Genomic DNA, 17,981 nt, shown 5'->3' on the forward strand with positions numbered 1-17,981 from the left:
ATTCTAGATACTTTTCTTTTAAATACATTAATTTTTCAATATACATAACTTAAAATTAATCTTCTCTTATGCTATGAATTAATATAAAATTTTATTCTAAAATAAATGTTAATCAAATATCATTTTTTGATTCTTTTGAAGCAAATAATAAAACATTAAGTGAAAAAATCACTTCTAAAACTGGAGACTTTTAATTATGAAAATAAAGAAATGTTTTTTCTAAAATACTTAAATATTGCTCTTAACTTACAAAGTAGAATGATGACTAAAAGATATTGGAAGCACATGTTAGAAGTAAATGACCAAATTTACTTCTAACATGTGCTTTTGAATAGTGTTTATATCTACATACGTATATCCTACCAAATAGATAATCTATCTTTTACCTTTATATACATATTATCATTTTCAGTTACGTTATAAATTTCATAGAATTTTTCAAATTGTTGTAATACTGTATTTACCCTAATATCACTAGGTGAATGGCTGTCTATTTTTAATAATAATACTTTATATTCTTCAGTGGTTATATCTCTCCATACTGTAGCAAAATTTCTAAAAAACTCATCATAATTTATATTAGGTATGCTATCTAAAATATCTAACATACAAGTCATAGATCCAATATCAGCAATATTTTCACCTAAAGTAATTTCTCCATTCACTTTTATTCCAGGCAATGCTTCTATATTTCCATAAACTTCTTCTATTCTTTTAATTTTATCTTCATATTTTTTATAATCTTCATCAGTCCACCAATTCTTTATTTTCCCATTCTCATCAAACTTAGATCCATTATTATCAAAAGCATGAGTAATTTCATGTCCAATGATAACTCCTAATCCACCTAAATTTTTTTCCTTACTTTCATTTATATCATAAAACGGTGCTTGCAATATAGCTGCTGGAATTGTAATTTCATTAGTCTCAGCATCATAATATGCGTTAACATCTTCTGGTGATATTTTATTAAATGACTCTTTAGAGTTTATAGGTTTTTTGTATGAAAATTTCTCTAAATTTATTATATTTTCAAGAAGTGATCCACCTTCTTTATATGACTTTATTTCTAAATTTGAATAATCTGTCCATTCTTCTGGATATCCTATATTTACTTTTATATTATTTAACTTTTTAATAGCATTATCTTTAGTTGAAGTACTCATCCAATCAAGATTTTTAATTCTATTTAAATAAGTATTTATAATCTCTTCAGTAATGTTTTTGACATCATTTTTTATTTCTTCGCTAAATACTTCTTCTACATATAGTTTACTTAAAGCTGAATTGAAATTCTTTTTTACAAGTTCTTTAGTTTCATCTTCTAATGATATACTATCTACATCATATAATGATTTTTGTAAAGCTAAATATTCATTTCTAAAATTTTCACTTAGATATTTACTTGCTGCAGAAATCATACAAACTTCAGTATAATCTTTTATTACTTGCAAATTTTCTTCATTATATAATTCATTTAATTTATCTAACCATTTAGGTTCAAATAAAATTATTTTATCTACATTTTCATAGCCAAGATTTTTTATTATATAAGATAAATCTAAATTATTTGAAAGTTCATTAATGTCACTGATTTTATAAGTTTTATAGTTGTTTTTTTGATTATTATAATAATCTGCAAATTCATTAACACCTATAATAGATGATGCTAACTGATTTTCAAAGTAGAATAAATTACTAACTTTTTTAGTTGCTTCTTCTTTAGAATATCCACTTAACATTAATATATTAACTAAATATTTTTCCATATTATCCTTATTATCTTTAGTTTTATCTGTTTCATTTCTATATTGATCTGAATCTCCTAAAACTAATCTTGTTGATGAAATATATAGTGCATTATTTTTCTCATCATAAATATCACTTCCCACACTAAAATTAATTAAATTATTAAATATATTTATAGTTGGGTCTCCTAATAATTTTGTAAGTTCATTTAGATTTTTAGCTTCTTTTATTTTATTTGTATATTTCTTTATAGGTTCTGCACCTTGATTATTTCTTTCTAAAATATTAATAGAATTATTATATAAATTTATTATCTTCTTTTCGTCTGTATTGCTTAAATATCTATCTTCATGAATTAATAAATCATTAAATATTCTTTTTGCATCATTATTAACCTTATCTTTTGTTTCAGTAAAAGTACTTTTTGCTTCCTCATCTTGTTTAAGTATTGATTTTTCTAGCCATTCCTTATTAACTGTTTCATAAAAGTTGTCTTGTAGTCTTATTTCATTATTGCTCTTCGTAATTACTTCACTTGCAAATACATCATAATTTATAAATGAATTTATAATAAATACAGATAATATTAAAGCTAACATACGTGCTGTTTTTTTATACTTTATCATATTAGTCCCCTTCACATTTTATATTATATGTTAATTATATAAAAAACATATGCTTAATAATAGCATTATTAATGCATATGCTCTTTCTTTAAGTATAATTTAAGATAAAATTAAGATTTCAATATAATTTCTGTATAAAGTTTTACCTATACATATGTCAACATACTTCTAATTATTAAATAATATCGTTCTTTTTTCTACAAAAATCACCTTTCTCCTAAATATGCATATTATATTTATTGAGCAATGAAAATGAAGGGAAGAAAAAAATTTATGTACAAAAAGGATGATTGCAACTTTAAATTAAAAAAGTATGCACGTGCATTTATATTACCTCAACCTTATGAAAATCTATTCACATGTAAAGAAGGATTTATTAAAGGAACTATTTTTAAAGACCTTTATAAGCATTATGATGAAAAGAAAAAAAGTAAATGTTAAAGTGGGGTGATGTATTATGTATGAAAAAGATTTATTAGATAGTATAAGAATTTATCAATTTTCAGCTGTTGAACTAAACTTATTCCTTGATAATTTTCCTGATAATGAGGATGCCAAAAAAGACTATGATACAGTATCAGCTAAATTAACTTGTTTAATTAATGAATACGAGAAAAATTTTAGTCCTTTAACTAATTTTGGTACTTCCTTTAAGGAAGATCCACGTTCTTGGATAGAAAAACCTTGGCCTTGGGAAAATGATGATTAGGAGGAATAAAAACTTATGTGGTATTATGTTAAAACATTGGAGCACCCAATAAATTTAAAATGTAAAGACCTTCAAATGGCAAAATATCTTGTGTCTCAATACGGTGGTCCTGACGGAGAGTTAAGTGCTGCTCTTAGATATTTAAACCAACGCTATACAATGCCTACTGGAAAATCCAAAGGCTTACTTACAGATATAGGTACAGAAGAAATGGCGCATGTAGAAATGCTTGCTACTATGATATATCAACTTATGGAAAATGCAACATTAGATGAACTTAAAGAGGCAGGTCTTGGTGGACATTACGTTGACCATGGCAAAGCATTATTCTATACTGATGCTACTGGAAATCCATGGACTGCAACTTATATCCAAGCAAAAGGAGATGTAATTGCAGATTTACATGAAGATATGGCAGCAGAACAAAAAGCTAGAGCAACTTATGAACATTTAATACAATTAACTGATGAACAAGATATTAAAGATGTTTTAAAATTCTTAAGAGAAAGAGAAGTTGTACACTATCAAAGATTTGGAGAAGCTTTAATGAACGTTCAAGATCATTTATGTAAGAAATAGTTTCTATTTCAAATTTAAATTTTGTGCTCTATTTTAAATTAATGTTTATATTACAATATCAACACACTTTTAAAATAATGCAAAATTTTTAAAACTTTCATAATTAAAATGAAGTTTAAAAAATCTCTACAGTTTTATCTCTGTAGAGATTTTTAAGTTGTTTAATTAAAATGTATTCCATTCCAATAAACACATTGTTTTATTATTGTTTTTTGTGGGAATTCTATTCCTTCTAATGCCCACTTTTTATATTCTCCAAATCCTACTCTATCGATGATATATCCTATATGTTCTTTACCACCTGGAGCACTTCTATCTATATACTTTTCTACAAATTTATAAGTATTTAATATTATCTTAATTATACTTTGTTCATCTGCCCAAATTAAGAAATCTTCAGCAAGACGTGGATTTCTCTTACCGCTTCTACCCATTATAACTAATTTATAATATTTTTCCTTGCTTCTTGTCCATGCACCAGTAGGACAATTTATAACACATTCTCCACATCCGATACATTTTTCTTCATTTCTTACTACTTTATAATTCACTGCTTTAAGTGCATCTACTGATTTCTTCTTACATGCTCTTACACATGCTCCACAGCTTACACATCTATCTTTATCATACTGTGGTTCAGTCATTCCTATTATTCCAAAATCATGCATTCTAGCTTTTATACAATCGTTTGGACATCCAGTAAGGGCTACTTTAAAGTGTAAATCATTAGTGAATATAGCTTTTTCTATTCTTTTGGCAAAATTAGTTGTATTATAGTTTGCAAATGGACAAACCTTATTACCAATACACGCTGATACATTTCTAGTTCCAGCAGATGTATATCCCTTGCCTGGTATTTCTTGATTTATGCCTAAGCTTTCTATAATTGGTTGTAATAATTCATTTACCTTATCAATATCTTCATATTTTATCCCTGGTATTTCAAAACCTTGACGCGTTGTTATATGCACACTTCCATTACCGTACATTTGTGATATTTCTTGTATCTTACCTAATAAATCTGCTTGTAAATATCCTCCTGGAACTCTAACTCTAGAAGCAGTTAATCCCCTTACTTTAGTAACTCTAAAAGCATTTTTCTTGATTTTTTTTGTATTTAAATCCATAATTAACTCCTCCTAGTCCAGTAAAGACTTACCTTTTGAATAATTAAAAACAGGTCCATCTAAACAAATATAAGTATCATCTATTTTACAGTGTCCACATTTTCCTATTCCACAGCACATTTTTCTTTCTTGAGAAATCCATATATTATTTTCTTCTATTCCAAGTTTTAAAAATTCTGCAACTGTAAACTTCATCATCATAGGTGGTCCAACTACAATAACAGCAACATTATTTAAATCTTTTATATCAAGTTCTGGTATATATTTAGTAACTAGTCCTACTTTTCCATTATAGTTTTCATCAGCGTTATCTACTGTAAGAATAAGATTTATTTTATTATTCCATTCTTTTATATCTGATTTAAATAAAATATCATTAGGAGATTTAAATCCTGATATTAAAGTAAAACTATTTACTTCTTCCATATTATTTGCAAAATAATCAACAACACCTTTAACTGGAGATAAGCCTGTCCCCCCTGCTACGATAATTAAATCTTTTCCCTTATATTCATTTACATCAAATCCATTTCCATAAGGTCCTCTTAGATATAATTTATCACCTACATAATTATTGAATATTTCATTAGTAACTTTTCCAACTCTTCTTATTGTTAAGTCAACAGTGTTTTCTCCAATACCACTTACTGAAATAGGTGCTTCTCCAAATTTAGGTAATGACACTTCAAAAAATTGTCCTGGTTTTACATCACCTGAGAATTCCATTCTGAAAGTATATTCAATATCTGTATGTTTAATAACTTCCTTAATTTCTGATAAAAAAGGAATATATTCATTTTTACTCATTAGAAGACACCTCTTTCATTCCATTTTCTAATTTATTTATGCAATTAGAGAAAGATATATATTCTGGACAAATATCATCACATCTACCGCATCCAACACACATGTGATATCCCCATTTCTTTTTATAATCATATACTTTGTGCATAACTTTAAATCTCATACGTTGGCTCTTATCAGCTCTAAATGTATGCCCACCAGCCATCTCAGTAAAACCATCTACTTGACACGAAGCCCATACTCTACGTCTTTCACCTGCTTTTCCATTATCAGTGTAGAATATATCTTGCATTGTAAAGCAAGTACAAGTTGGACAAACAAAATTACATCTACCACATGCAATACAACGTGCGTTATAGTCTTCCCACATTTTTGAATTTATAATATCTAATGAAAGATTATCTGGTACTGAAACCTTTTTATTGTTTTCACTTACAAAGTCAGGCTTAACTTCTACATTTTCACCAATTGAAAATAGTTTTATGAACTCTTCTTCTTTAGCATCTATATATACTTCATCACCTATAACTTTTAAATATGCAGCATATTCATCAATTTTATTAGTTTCCATGCTTACACAAAAACACTTTTCAAATGATTTTTCACATCCAATTAAAATGAACTTAGTTTTTTCTCTTAATCTCTTATAATAAAAATCTTCATGTCCATTTTTTAAATAAATATCATCCATACGTTTTATAGCATGTAAATCACAACTTCTTAAAAATACTATTGCACCTTTTTTAGAAGTCTTAGCTTCCTTTATCTCATCCTCTGTAAAGAAAAATAATGTTTCAGATATTGGTAATAAAATTTCTTTAGATGAATATTCAGCTTTTTTATCAAAAACTATTTCATCTATATTTTCTACCTTTCCATATCTAATTCTATCTGTATCAGAATAAGTTCCTTCTCCTAAAAATAACTTAGGTGCATACATATCATATTCTCTTGATAAATTATAAAATATATTATTTACATCAGTTTTATTTAATTTATATCCCATGATGATATCCCCTTACTTCTTTTTTGATATTAAATAGTATGGAACTGCTAAAAATATAGCGCCCCCAATGATATTTCCAAGTGTCACAACTATGATGTTATATAAATATCCCATTACACTTACATCTGCTGTACCTGGTGAAAGTAATCCTACAGTTAAAAGTGTCATATTAGCTACACTATGTTCAAATCCAGCTGTTATAAAGACAAATAAACACCAAAATATCATAATTAACTTAGCAACTTCATTCTTACAACGGAAACTACACCATATGGCTAAGCAAACTAGTATATTACAAAGTACACCTCTCATTAGTAATGGTAAAAAAGGCACACTCATTTTTACTGCTGAAGTATTGGCAATAAATTCTCCTACCGGACCTGTTGCAAGACCTGTTAAATAAAACATAGTTCCTATAATTATAGAACCAACTAAATTTCCAAAGAAACAAAGTCCCCAAACTTTAAATGTATCACTCCAAGTAACTTCACCACTTAAAGATCCTGCTGTCATAACAAAATTATTTCCTGTAAAAAGTTCTGATCCTGCCATTACTACTAAACTAAGTGCTACACCAAAAGATGCTCCCATAATTATTTTAGTAAATGGTGATCCTGCACTACTTAAAAGTCCGCCTATTGTAAATATAAGTATTATTCCCATTCCTACATAAGCACCTGCAAGCATTGAGCTAATAAAATAACCTAATTTATTATTTTTCAGTAAATTAATCTTTGCTTTTGCAGCCCCTACTACACTGTTAAATTCTTCACAAAACATCGTATTAAGTCTCCCTTCATAATTGCGATTTTAAATTATAATTTCCATTAAGCTAAGTATATATTCTAAATAATTAAAGCACCGTGATATTAATCACGGTGCTTTAAAAAACTGAGATAATTTTTCCTGATTTTTTACTATTATCTGCTTATTTTTATATTCAATTAAATTTTCATTACATAATACTTTTAATGCTCTGGATATTGTTTCTCTTTTTGAACCTAATAAATCTGCTAAATAGGTAATAGTTATCTTTTTATCAACTACTACTTCACCATTTTTTTCAATTCCATAATCCTTGCTTAATTTCCACAGCTTTGCGCATAATCGTTTTTCCATTTTTATAACACCTGTTGAATTTTTAATCTGCCTATACAATCTTCTTACTTTCATTGATAATGAGCACATTACATTTTTTGTTAATATAAAATCCAACTTCATAATTTTCATAAAATATTCTTTATCAAAACTTAAAATTTCTGCATCTTCAAAAACTTCACAATTAATAGATGATGGTAAATCTTGTATTATAACATCATTAATCATCTTACCTTTTCCTAAAATAAAGATAGCTCTTTTATGCCCACATTCATTTAATTTATACAATGATACTGTACCACTTAATACTACATATAAATTTTTCACATCTTCTTTATCTCTAAAAATATGCCTCCCTGAAGAATATTTAATTAAAATTCCCATTCCAATTATTTTATTCAAAGAATCATCACATATATTTTTAAAGATTTCTAAATTCCTAAGTTCCTGCATAGTAACATTATTCATAATTCCTCCAAAATATATATTCTAATAATATTTAATATATTTCTTAACTTAATGCTAGCTTTTAAGTTTCAGCAAGAATTTTGCCCATATCTCTTAAATCATATTCACCCAATCCTTTGATTTCTTTTTTGAACTTCTCAGATTGAATTATTTCAATTATTAATTTATAAATTGGATATTTTAAAGATGATTTTTTTATAATTAAATCATATCGTTCTTCTTGTATAGGTATAAAATCGATCTCACTTACTTGATGAGCAACCTTTTCTATTCCTATCCCTAAGTCTCCATCCCCAACAGCTATGCTACTTGCTACTGCTAAATGAGATGATTGTTCAAAGTTATAGCCTTTAATAGACTCGCCTTCAACATTATATAATCTTAACTTCTCATCTAACAATACTCTAGTACCTGATCCCTTTTCTCTATTCACTATACTTATATCATTTTTTATTAAATCATTCCATGTTGTTATTTTATATGGATTTCCTTTCGCTACATAAAAACCTTGTCTTCTATAAGCTAAATTAATTATTATGCAAGGAATTCCTGGAATTAATCGCCTTACATAGGCTGTATTATATTCATTTGTATCACCATCCCAAAGATGTGATGACGATATTGATATCTTATCATTATATAAATCACACAAACTCGTATAACTGCCAACATTTGAACGTAAAACTCTAATATTATCAGTTTTTTCTTCAATATGACGAGCTAAAACATCTAAAATAATATCTTGTCCTGAAATTATGATATCATTTTCTACTTTAAATTCAGAATTTATATTTACATTATTATTTAAATAGTTTTTTGTGATATTTTTACTATTTCTTGAAGAAGATTTTTGATTATTTATATATTCAAAAACATCTTTTTCATCTATCCTTAATTTTTTTCCTATCTTATAACCAGGTAATTCGCCTCTCTTTACAAGTTCATAAACTGTATTTTTATTTATTTTTAATAATTCTGATACTTCAAGTGCAGTCAATGATCTTTCTGAGTCCACAATTAATCTCCCCCTTTTATAAATTAATTCTATCATTAAGAAATAATAGTTGCTATAAAATATTATGTTTTTGAAGGAAAATTTTGTTATAAAAGCAATTGTATTGTTGAACCCATCGTTAAATAATGGTAAAATTATTAAAAATGTACAAAACAAGGTAAAGCTCAATAAAACTATGCAAAACAATGTTAAAAAGGGGAGATATTTATGAAAAAGAAAATTTTAATTACATTATTAACGGTTACATCTTGTATAGTATTACTTTCAGGATGTGCAAAAAAAGAAACACCAAACAGCTCTGCCCAATCTAACAGCTCTGAAAAAATAGAACTTAACATTTCAGCAGCAGCTAGCTTAAAAGAGGCTATGGCTGATATTCAAGAAAAATTTAAATCTATTGAACCTAATACTGATCTTGTTGTAAATTATGGTTCATCAGGTTCTTTGCAACAACAAATTGAACAAGGTGCTCCTTGTGATATCTTTATTTCAGCTGGCCAAAGTCAAATGAAAAAATTAGATGAAAAGAATTTATTACTTGAATCTACTAAAAAAGACTTAGTAAAAAATGAATTAGTCCTTATTGGACCTAATTCTACAACTATTACTAGTATTGAAGATTTAAAAACTGATAAAGTAAAAAAAATTGCAGCTGGTGAACCATCGAGTGTACCTGCTGGAAAATATGCCGATGAGACTTTCAATAATTTGAACATAAAATCTGATATAGAATCAAAATTAGTATTTGCAAAAGATGTGAAAGAGGTACTAGCTTGGTCTATATCAGGTAATACTGATGTTGGTTTTGTTTATTTAAGTGATGCCTTAAATAATAAAGATGCTAAAATAATTGAAACTATTTCTGAAGAATCACATTCTCCTATCACTTATCCTATTGCAATAATAAAAAATACTTCTAAACAAGAAGCTTCAAAACAATTTGAGGATTTTTTATTTACAGATGATGCTAAAAACATTCTTGAAAAATATGGTTATAAATCTATAGATTAATTAATTATGAGGAGGAATTAATATGGGTATGGACCTTTCACCATTATGGATATCTTTAAAAACATCTTTAGTCGCAACATGCCTTACCTTTATATTAGGTATTATCGTTTCATACTTGATGGCTAATTTTAATGGAAAACTAAAAGGCTTAATTGATGGTTTATTAAATTTGCCGTTAATTCTTCCTCCAACTGTTGTTGGATTCTTTTTACTTCTTTTATGTGGTAAAAATGGATTTATAGGAAAATTATTTTTAATATTTGATAAATCCTTAATATTTTCTTGGACTGCTACAGTAATAGCTGCAATAGTTGTTTCTTTCCCAATGATGTACAGAACAGCTAGAGCTGCCTTTGAACAAATAGACAGCAATATTATTGCAGCCGCTAGAACACTCGGATTAAGTGAACTACAAATATTTTATAAAATTGCTATCCCATTATCTTGGCCTGGAATAATAGCAGGGCTAGTATTATCCTTTGCTAGAGCTATGGGTGAATTTGGTGCAACTTTAATGATTGCAGGTAATATTCCTGGAAAAACTCAAACTATGCCACTGGCAATATTTTTTGCAGTTGAAGGTGGTGACATGCAAAAAGCCCTTTTATGGGTTGTGATAATCGTATCACTATCATTATTTATGATTATTTTATTAAATTATTGGTCAGATTTACAACTTAAACTCATTGGAAGGAGAACTAAGTAATATGTCTTTATATGTAAACACAAAAAAGGAATTATCTTCAATTTCTTTGAATGTGGAATTCAATCATAAAAAAGGAATATTAGGATTTCTAGGGGCATCTGGTTCAGGTAAAAGTATGAGTTTAAAATGTATTGCTGGATTAGACAAGCCTGAAGAAGGAAAAATAATATTAAATGATACTATTCTATTTGATTCTGAAAAAAACATCTCTGTTTCATGCAAAAATAGAAAAGTAGGCTTTTTATTTCAAAATTATGCCTTATTTCCTAACATGACTGTTGAAGAAAATATTAAACTCGGACTATTAAATATGAAAAAATCTAATATTAATAATCGAGTTAATAAATATATAAATAGATTTGGATTAAGTGGCTTAGAAAAAAATTATCCTTGGCAGTTGTCTGGTGGGCAGCAACAAAGAGTTGCTTTAGCTAGAGCTCTAATTACGTCTCCAGATATATTACTTTTAGATGAACCTTTTTCAGCTTTAGACCATCACCTTAGACATAACATGGAAAAAGAATTACTATCTATTCTAGATAATTACGATGGTACTGTTATTTTTGTTACTCATGATATAGAAGAGGCCTATAGAGTATGTGATAATATTATTGTCTATGATAATGGTTCTGCTCTTGACATAAGAGATAAAAAATCATTATTTAATGTTCCAAAATCACTTGCTGAAGCTAGATTAACAGGTTGCCAAAACATATCTAATATAAAAATAATAGGTGATAGCATTGTTTATGCCGAAGATTGGGGCTATGAATATATTATAAATTCTAGTTATAATATAAAAGATATTAATTATATAGGTATAAGAGAACATAATATAAAATTATGTAATAATAAAACTGTCCCTAACACATTTCCCTTTATAGTTGAAAATATAATAGAAAATCCTTTTGATTATACAATTTACCTTAAAAATCCTAATAAAGTAACTTCTAATTTGATAAACTTTAGGCTAAATAAAGATCTAATTACTTTTTCTAAAGGTGATTTGTTATATCTTACATTTTCTACTGATGATTTATTCTTATTTTAAGATTATTTAAAATTAAGATATATCACTTATTTAATGATGCTTAATTAAATTTCAAGCTTTTTAGTTGAGAGTAAAGAAATTAGAATTGAAAGTTTTGGTTAAAAGCCCTAAAAACTTTCTAAAAATATATACTTTTAAATTCCTGTGCATTAAAAAGAGGATTCATATTTTAAAATGGACCCTCTTTTATAGATTAGGCTCTATTTTAAATATGTGTTGATATATACAATAGGTAAAGTGGCATTGTATATATCAATACGCTACTAAAACACAGCCATAGGTTAAAATAACCATAGTTTGATACAACCATTTTTATTTTACTAAATATTTATTTGCTTTGTAAATATTCATCTATAGCTTCTGCGGCCTTCTTACCAGCACCCATTGCAAGTATTACTGTTGCAGCTCCTGTAACAGCATCTCCGCCAGCATAAACGCCTTCTTTAGTAGTTAATCCATCTTCATCTGCAACTATGCATTTCCACTTGTTAACTTCTAATCCTTCGGTTGTTGATGAAATTAATGGATTTGGAGATGTTCCAAGTGACATTATTACAGTATCTACATCCATAATAAATTCAGAACCTTCAATTTCAACTGGTCTTCTTCTTCCAGATGCATCGGGCTCACCAAGTTCCATCTTAACGCACTTCATACCACTAACCCATCCATTTTCATCAGTTAATATTTCTTTTGGATTAGTTAATAAATCAAAAATTATTCCTTCTTGTTTAGCATGATGTACTTCTTCAACTCTTGCTGGAAGTTCTGATTCACTTCTTCTATATACTATATGGCTTTCAGCTCCAAGTCTTAATGCTGTTCTTGCAGCATCCATAGCAACATTTCCGCCACCAACTACTGCAACTTTTTTGCCATTCTTAACAGGAGTATCATATTCATCTAAATATGCTTTCATTAAGTTAACTCTTGTTAAAAATTCATTTGCAGAAAATACTCCATTTGCATTTTCTCCATTTATACCCATGAATTTAGGAAGACCTGCACCAGATCCTATAAATACAGCTTCAAACTTTTCATCTTCAAAAAGTTCATCTATAGTTATAGTTTTTCCTATTATAACATTAGTTTCAATTTTAACACCTAGTTTTTTAATATTTTCAACTTCATTTTTTACTACCTTTTCCTTAGGTAATCTAAATTCAGGTATACCATATTCTAAAACTCCACCCGCTTTATGTAAAGCTTCAAATATAGTAACATCATATCCCTTTTTAGCTAAATCTCCAGCACAAGTAAGTCCAGAAGGACCACTTCCTATTACTGCAATTTTTTTGCCATTTAAAGGAGCTGTTTCACTTAAGTCAACATTGTGTTCTGCAGACCAATCAGCTGTGAATCTTTCTAGTTTACCAATTGATACTGGTTCACCTTTTATTCCTAATACACACTTGCCTTCACATTGACTTTCTTGTGGACATACTCTGCCACATACAGCTGGAAGTGCACTATATTTTGCAATTTCCTTTGCTGCATCTTCAAATTTACTATCTTTTATGTGTGATATAAATCCTGGAATGTTTATAGCTACTGGACATCCCTCTATACATTTAGGATTCTTACAATTTAAACATCTTAATGCTTCTTTTTTAGCTTCTTCTTCATTATATCCTAAGCATACTTCTTCAAAGTTTGTTGCTCTAACTTTTGCATCTTGCTCTCTTACAGGAACCTTAACCATTCTATCTTTCATATCCATTATTTATCACCTCTGCAACCACAGCCGCCATGACTATGAGTATTTCCTTCTTCGACCTTTAATTGTACTCTACCTTCTTCGCTCTTGTACATAGTTTGTCTTCTCATTGATTCATCAAAATCAACTAAATGTCCATCAAATTCTGGTCCATCAACACACGCAAACTTAATTTCATTTCCAACAGTAACTCTACAAGCACCACACATTCCTGTACCATCTACCATAATCGGATTCAAGCTAATGGTTGTCTTAATTCCAAGTTCTTTAGTTAAAGCCGCCATAAATTTCATCATTATCATAGGTCCAATAACTACGGCATGATCATATTTCTTTCCTTCATTAACTAGACTTTGTAAACAATCAGTAACTCTACCATTAAATCCATAACTTCCATCATCTGTTGATATATATAGATTTCCGGCTACAGCTTTCATTTCTTCTTCTAATATTAATAATTCTTTATTTCTAGAACCAACTATAACGTCTACATCAATACCATTTTCGTGCATCCATTTAACTTGAGGATAAACTGGCGCAGCACCAACTCCACCTGCTACAAAAATAATATTTTTCTTTTTTAATTCTTCTAAATCTTCATGAATAAATTCACTTGGTTGTCCTAATGGTCCAACAAAGTCACTTACATAATCATTAACTTCATATTGAGCTAATTCCTTTGTACTTTTTCCAACAGTTTGAAAAACTATTGTTACTGTTCCCTTTTTACTATCATAATCTGCAATAGTTAAAGGAATTCTTTCACCTTTGTCATCATTTTTTATAATTATGAATTGACCAGGTTTTGCTGATTTTGCTACTCTTGGAGCTTCTATATCCATTAAAAAGATATTATTTGTAAGCTCTCTTTTACTAACTATCTTATACATTTCTGTTCCCCCTGTTCAGATTTTATTTGCATACTATAAATATACACCAATTTAATAAATTTTTGAAATTATTTCTTTGAATATTTACTTAATTAATGTGTTATTTTACTAAAATGTACATTTTTAAAATATTTTCTATTTATTTGTAATAAGATTTATATTTACTTAGTTTAGCTTTACTCATGCATATATAAGTACTATTTTAAAACATAATCTAAAAATAAAAAACTAATTTAATAAAAATTCAAATAAAATTCCATTAAATTAGTTTTTTATTATACTATAATATTAACACTGTCTTAAAATAAACATCTCACTAATATCTATTTCTTTCTTTCATAGCTCTTTGCATTTCTCTATTATGAGCTTTTTCTAACATAGAATCTCTTTTATCGTAATCTTTCTTACCTTTACAAATACCCAAAGCAACTTTAACTTTTCCAGCTTTTAAGTATAATGTTAATGGAATTAAAGTATATCCATCTCGAGATACTAAACCTGCTAGTCTATGAATTTCTGACTTGTGTAATAATAATTTTTTTTCTCTTAAAGGCTCAACATTAAATATATTTCCTTGTTCATATGGACTTATATGCATACTTAATATAAAAATTTCGCCATTTCTAATATCCGCATAAGATTCTTTTAAATTAGCTCTACCATTTCTAATAGATTTTACTTCTGTTCCAACCAATGCAATACCAGCTTCAATAGTTTCTTCTATAAAATACTCATGTCTTGCTTTTCTATTTTCTGCTAAAGTATTTGAACTTTTTTTTCTTACCATTTAATCACCCACAAATAATTATAAATTTTAACGTATGGCTGTATTTTAACATAATATTTCTATATTTATAAACAACATATATTTAAAACACAGCCTACTGTATAATTTAGGTTTCATATTAACTTTTATATAAAAATTATAATATAACTAATATTTTTAATCAATTAATAGATGTTTAATTAAGAATGGGATCTTCTTCTGAAGATAAAAGTTCCTTTATAATTTCTTTACTGGTTTTCTCTTCATTATTCTCTTTATCTTCATTATCTTCATCTATTTTTGTTGAAACTAGTTTAAAATAAATTTCTCTATTATCTATATCAACCTTAACACATTTTACTTTTACTTCATCTCCAAGTTTATGCATGTTCTTTGTCTTCTCACCAATTAACGCTAAGTGTGCTTCATCAAATATATAGTAATCATCATCTAACTCAGTAACATGAACTAATCCTTCAATAGTGTTTGGTAATTCAACAAACATTCCAAAAGATGTAACAGAAGATATCATTCCATCAAATTCTTCTCCTATTTTATCAAGCATATATTCAGCTTTCTTTAAATCATCAACTTCTCTTTCTGCTTCTTGAGCTACTCTTTCTTTTTCAGATGATTGTTTTGATGCTACATCAACTATCGGTACTAATTTTTTAAATCTTGCATCATCAATTTCTCCATTAAGATGTTCTTTTATTATTCTATGAATTTGTAAGTCCGGATATCTTCTTATTGGAGATGTAAAGTGACAATAATATTGAGCAGCTAATCCAAAGTGACCTACACATTCTGGTGCATAACGTGCTTGCATCATTGATCTTAGTAATAATGTACTTACTATTGTTTCTTCTTTCTTTCCTTTAACTTGTTCTAATATACTTTGTAAAGTTTTTGGATTTACATCTTCACTCCAATTAATTTTATATCCTAAATTATATATAAATTCTTTAAATTTAACTAACTTTTCTTCATCTGGAGTTTCATGAACTCTATATACAAAAGGAAGTTTACTCCAGAACATATGCTCAGCAACTGTTTCATTACAAACTAGCATAAATTCTTCTATAATTTTATTAGCTATTTCACGTTCATATGGCTTTATATCTATTGGTTTTCCCATTTCATCTAAGATTATCTTTGATTCTTCAAAGTCGAAGTCAATTGCTCCTCTTTTCATTCTCTTACTTCTTAATATTAAACAAAGTTCTTCCATTAATTTAAAATCTTCACAAAGATAATCATATTTTTTTATTAATTCTTCATCATTATCTCTTAATATCTTAGTAACATCGGTATAAGTCATTCTTTCACTTGTTTTAATAACGCTTTCCATTATTTCATGATCTATGACTGTTCCTTTATTATTTATTACCATAAAGCAACTTAATGCTAACCTATCAACTTTTGGATTTAATGAACATATTCCATTAGATAATTGTTTAGGTAACATAGGAATAACTCTATCTATTAAGTAAACAGAAGTAGCTCTTTTCAAAGCTTCCTTATCTAATATATTATTTTCTCTAACATAATGAGTAACATCCGCAATGTGAACTCCTAATTTAAAATTTCCATCTTCCAATTTTTCTATAGATACAGCATCATCTAAATCCTTAGCATCTTCTCCATCTATAGTTACCATTCTAATATTTCTTAAATCTACTCTTCTCTTATATTCTTCAGCCTTTATAGTTTCTGGAATTTGTTCTGCAAATTTTAAAACTTTTTTACTGAACTCTTCTGGTAAACCAAACTTTCTTATAATTGTTAAAATATCAATACCTTTATCGCCTTTTTTACCTAGCACTTCTTTTATTAATCCTTCTGGGCTTCTTTTTCTATCAGGCCATTTAGTTATTTCTACTATAACTACATCACCATTTTCTGCTCCATTTCTATCCTTTTTAGAAATAAAAATATCTTGAGTAATTCTTGTATCTTCTGAAACAACAAATCCAAAGTTTTTATTGTCTTCATATATACCCACTATTTTAGTAGTATTTCTTTCAAGAATTTTATAAACTTCGCCTTCTCTTCTTTTAGTATTAGAATTTTCTCTTGTTATTTGAACTTGTATTTTATCTCCATTTATTGCTCCGTTCATACATGAACCTGGAATAAATACATCATTTTCTCCTTCTGCATCTGGTATTAAAAATCCAAATCCCTTTGGGTGTGCTTGAAGTCTTCCAGTAATTAAGCCTGCACTCTCCTCTATTACTGCTGCATTTTCAGCTATAAAGTATTTATTTTTTTCAGTAGTTGAAATCAAGCCTTCATTCCCCATGATTTTTAATATCTTTTTGAAATCACCATATTCATGTGATTTTATATCAAAAACAAGAGCCAACTCTTCAATATTCATTGGACTATAAGCAGGTTCTTTCATAAAACTTAATAATGTTTCTTTTATTGTCATAACACGTCCTCCTGTTACCTTAACTGATAGCAAATATTTCTATTATATTAAGTATATACTACCACAATAACATTTTATAATATATATTTTTTATAATTATCTTTAGTATTTACTTATAAATTAAAATTTATTTCATTTTAACAAAAAAAGACTGCAAATTATTAATTTATAAATAAATTTAATTTGCAATCTTTCTAGCTAAAATATAGCTTAATCTAATTA

General features: G+C 27.7%; 17 protein-coding genes. 6 read left to right on the forward strand and 11 right to left on the reverse strand.

Annotated elements, in window-relative coordinates; translation table 11 throughout:
- Positions 1-359: 359 nt before the first annotated feature.
- Positions 360-2,375, reverse strand: coding sequence for a M13 family metallopeptidase (locus tag RYM86_RS08165; protein ID WP_315079441.1), 2,016 nt, complete (start codon positions 2,373-2,375; stop codon positions 360-362).
- 273 nt (positions 2,376-2,648) lie between these two features.
- On the opposite strand from RYM86_RS08165, the gene RYM86_RS08170 reads away from it, so the two are divergent.
- The 3 genes from RYM86_RS08170 to RYM86_RS08180 are packed head-to-tail and all read left to right on the forward strand — an operon-like array spanning position 2,649 to position 3,663.
- Positions 2,649-2,816 (forward strand): spore coat associated protein CotJA, encoded by a 168-nt coding sequence (locus RYM86_RS08170; RefSeq protein WP_315079442.1) that lies wholly within the window; start codon positions 2,649-2,651, stop codon positions 2,814-2,816.
- A gap of 16 nt (positions 2,817-2,832) precedes the next feature.
- Entirely contained in the window at positions 2,833-3,084 is a 252-nt protein-coding gene (locus RYM86_RS08175) for a spore coat protein CotJB (protein WP_315079444.1), read from the forward strand.
- 15 nt (positions 3,085-3,099) lie between these two features.
- A complete protein-coding gene (locus tag RYM86_RS08180; protein ID WP_012424008.1) occupies positions 3,100-3,663 on the forward strand; it encodes a manganese catalase family protein in 564 nt (187 codons plus the stop codon).
- Between the two features lie 161 nt (positions 3,664-3,824).
- On the opposite strand, the gene asrC is transcribed toward RYM86_RS08180, so the two are convergent.
- The 6 genes from asrC to RYM86_RS08210 all read right to left on the reverse strand — a co-directional run bounded on the left by asrC (position 3,825) and on the right by RYM86_RS08210 (position 9,181).
- A complete protein-coding gene (asrC, locus tag RYM86_RS08185; protein WP_315079447.1) occupies positions 3,825-4,790 on the reverse strand; it encodes a sulfite reductase subunit C in 966 nt (321 codons plus the stop codon).
- Between the two features lie 12 nt (positions 4,791-4,802).
- Complete coding sequence (asrB, locus tag RYM86_RS08190; RefSeq protein WP_315079449.1) at positions 4,803-5,597, reverse strand: anaerobic sulfite reductase subunit AsrB; 795 nt, start codon at positions 5,595-5,597, stop codon at positions 4,803-4,805.
- Positions 5,590-6,600: an anaerobic sulfite reductase subunit AsrA gene (gene asrA, locus RYM86_RS08195; RefSeq protein WP_315079451.1), complete on the reverse strand. Its 1,011-nt coding sequence runs from the start codon at positions 6,598-6,600 to the stop codon at positions 5,590-5,592. The genes asrB and asrA overlap by 8 nt, the downstream gene beginning before the upstream one ends.
- 12 nt (positions 6,601-6,612) lie before the next feature.
- Positions 6,613-7,380 (reverse strand): formate/nitrite transporter family protein, encoded by a 768-nt coding sequence (locus RYM86_RS08200; protein ID WP_315079453.1) that lies wholly within the window; start codon positions 7,378-7,380, stop codon positions 6,613-6,615.
- 93 nt (positions 7,381-7,473) lie between these two features.
- Entirely contained in the window at positions 7,474-8,166 is a 693-nt protein-coding gene (locus tag RYM86_RS08205) for a Crp/Fnr family transcriptional regulator (protein WP_315079455.1), read from the reverse strand.
- A gap of 61 nt (positions 8,167-8,227) precedes the next feature.
- Positions 8,228-9,181 carry a helix-turn-helix transcriptional regulator gene (locus RYM86_RS08210; RefSeq protein WP_315079456.1) on the reverse strand — a complete coding sequence of 318 codons (954 nt, stop codon included), beginning with the start codon at positions 9,179-9,181 and terminating at the stop codon, positions 8,228-8,230.
- A 207-nt stretch (positions 9,182-9,388) separates the two neighbouring features.
- Between RYM86_RS08210 and modA the strand changes: the two genes are divergently transcribed.
- Genes modA through RYM86_RS08225 form a run of 3 tightly spaced genes read left to right on the forward strand, consistent with a single transcriptional unit; the run spans position 9,389 to position 11,949 of the window.
- The gene (gene modA / locus RYM86_RS08215; protein WP_315079458.1) at positions 9,389-10,192 is read left to right on the forward strand and encodes a molybdate ABC transporter substrate-binding protein; all 804 of its coding nucleotides are present in this window, start codon (positions 9,389-9,391) and stop codon (positions 10,190-10,192) included.
- Between the two features lie 22 nt (positions 10,193-10,214).
- Complete coding sequence (gene modB / locus RYM86_RS08220; protein ID WP_315079460.1) at positions 10,215-10,898, forward strand: molybdate ABC transporter permease subunit; 684 nt, start codon at positions 10,215-10,217, stop codon at positions 10,896-10,898.
- Position 10,899: 1 nt separating this feature from the next.
- Positions 10,900-11,949 carry an ATP-binding cassette domain-containing protein gene (locus RYM86_RS08225; protein ID WP_315079462.1) on the forward strand — a complete coding sequence of 350 codons (1,050 nt, stop codon included), beginning with the start codon at positions 10,900-10,902 and terminating at the stop codon, positions 11,947-11,949.
- 328 nt (positions 11,950-12,277) lie between these two features.
- Here the strand turns inward: RYM86_RS08225 and gltA are convergent, their stop codons facing one another.
- The 4 genes from gltA to rnr all read right to left on the reverse strand — a co-directional run bounded on the left by gltA (position 12,278) and on the right by rnr (position 17,759).
- Positions 12,278-13,669 carry an NADPH-dependent glutamate synthase gene (gene gltA / locus RYM86_RS08230; protein ID WP_315079464.1) on the reverse strand — a complete coding sequence of 464 codons (1,392 nt, stop codon included), beginning with the start codon at positions 13,667-13,669 and terminating at the stop codon, positions 12,278-12,280.
- Positions 13,669-14,556, reverse strand: a complete 888-nt coding sequence (locus tag RYM86_RS08235; RefSeq protein WP_315079466.1) for a sulfide/dihydroorotate dehydrogenase-like FAD/NAD-binding protein — start codon at positions 14,554-14,556, stop codon at positions 13,669-13,671. The genes gltA and RYM86_RS08235 overlap by 1 nt, the downstream gene beginning before the upstream one ends.
- Positions 14,557-14,872: 316 nt before the next feature.
- A complete protein-coding gene (gene smpB, locus RYM86_RS08240) occupies positions 14,873-15,343 on the reverse strand; it encodes an SsrA-binding protein SmpB (protein WP_315079467.1) in 471 nt (156 codons plus the stop codon).
- A 175-nt stretch (positions 15,344-15,518) separates the two neighbouring features.
- On the reverse strand, positions 15,519-17,759 hold the full coding sequence (rnr, locus tag RYM86_RS08245; protein ID WP_315079470.1) for a ribonuclease R: 2,241 nt from the start codon (positions 17,757-17,759) through the stop codon (positions 15,519-15,521).
- Positions 17,760-17,981: the final 222 nt, after the last annotated feature.

This window comes from uncultured Clostridium sp., from assembly GCF_963527835.1.
Taxonomy (GTDB): domain Bacteria; phylum Bacillota; class Clostridia; order Clostridiales; family Clostridiaceae; genus Clostridium.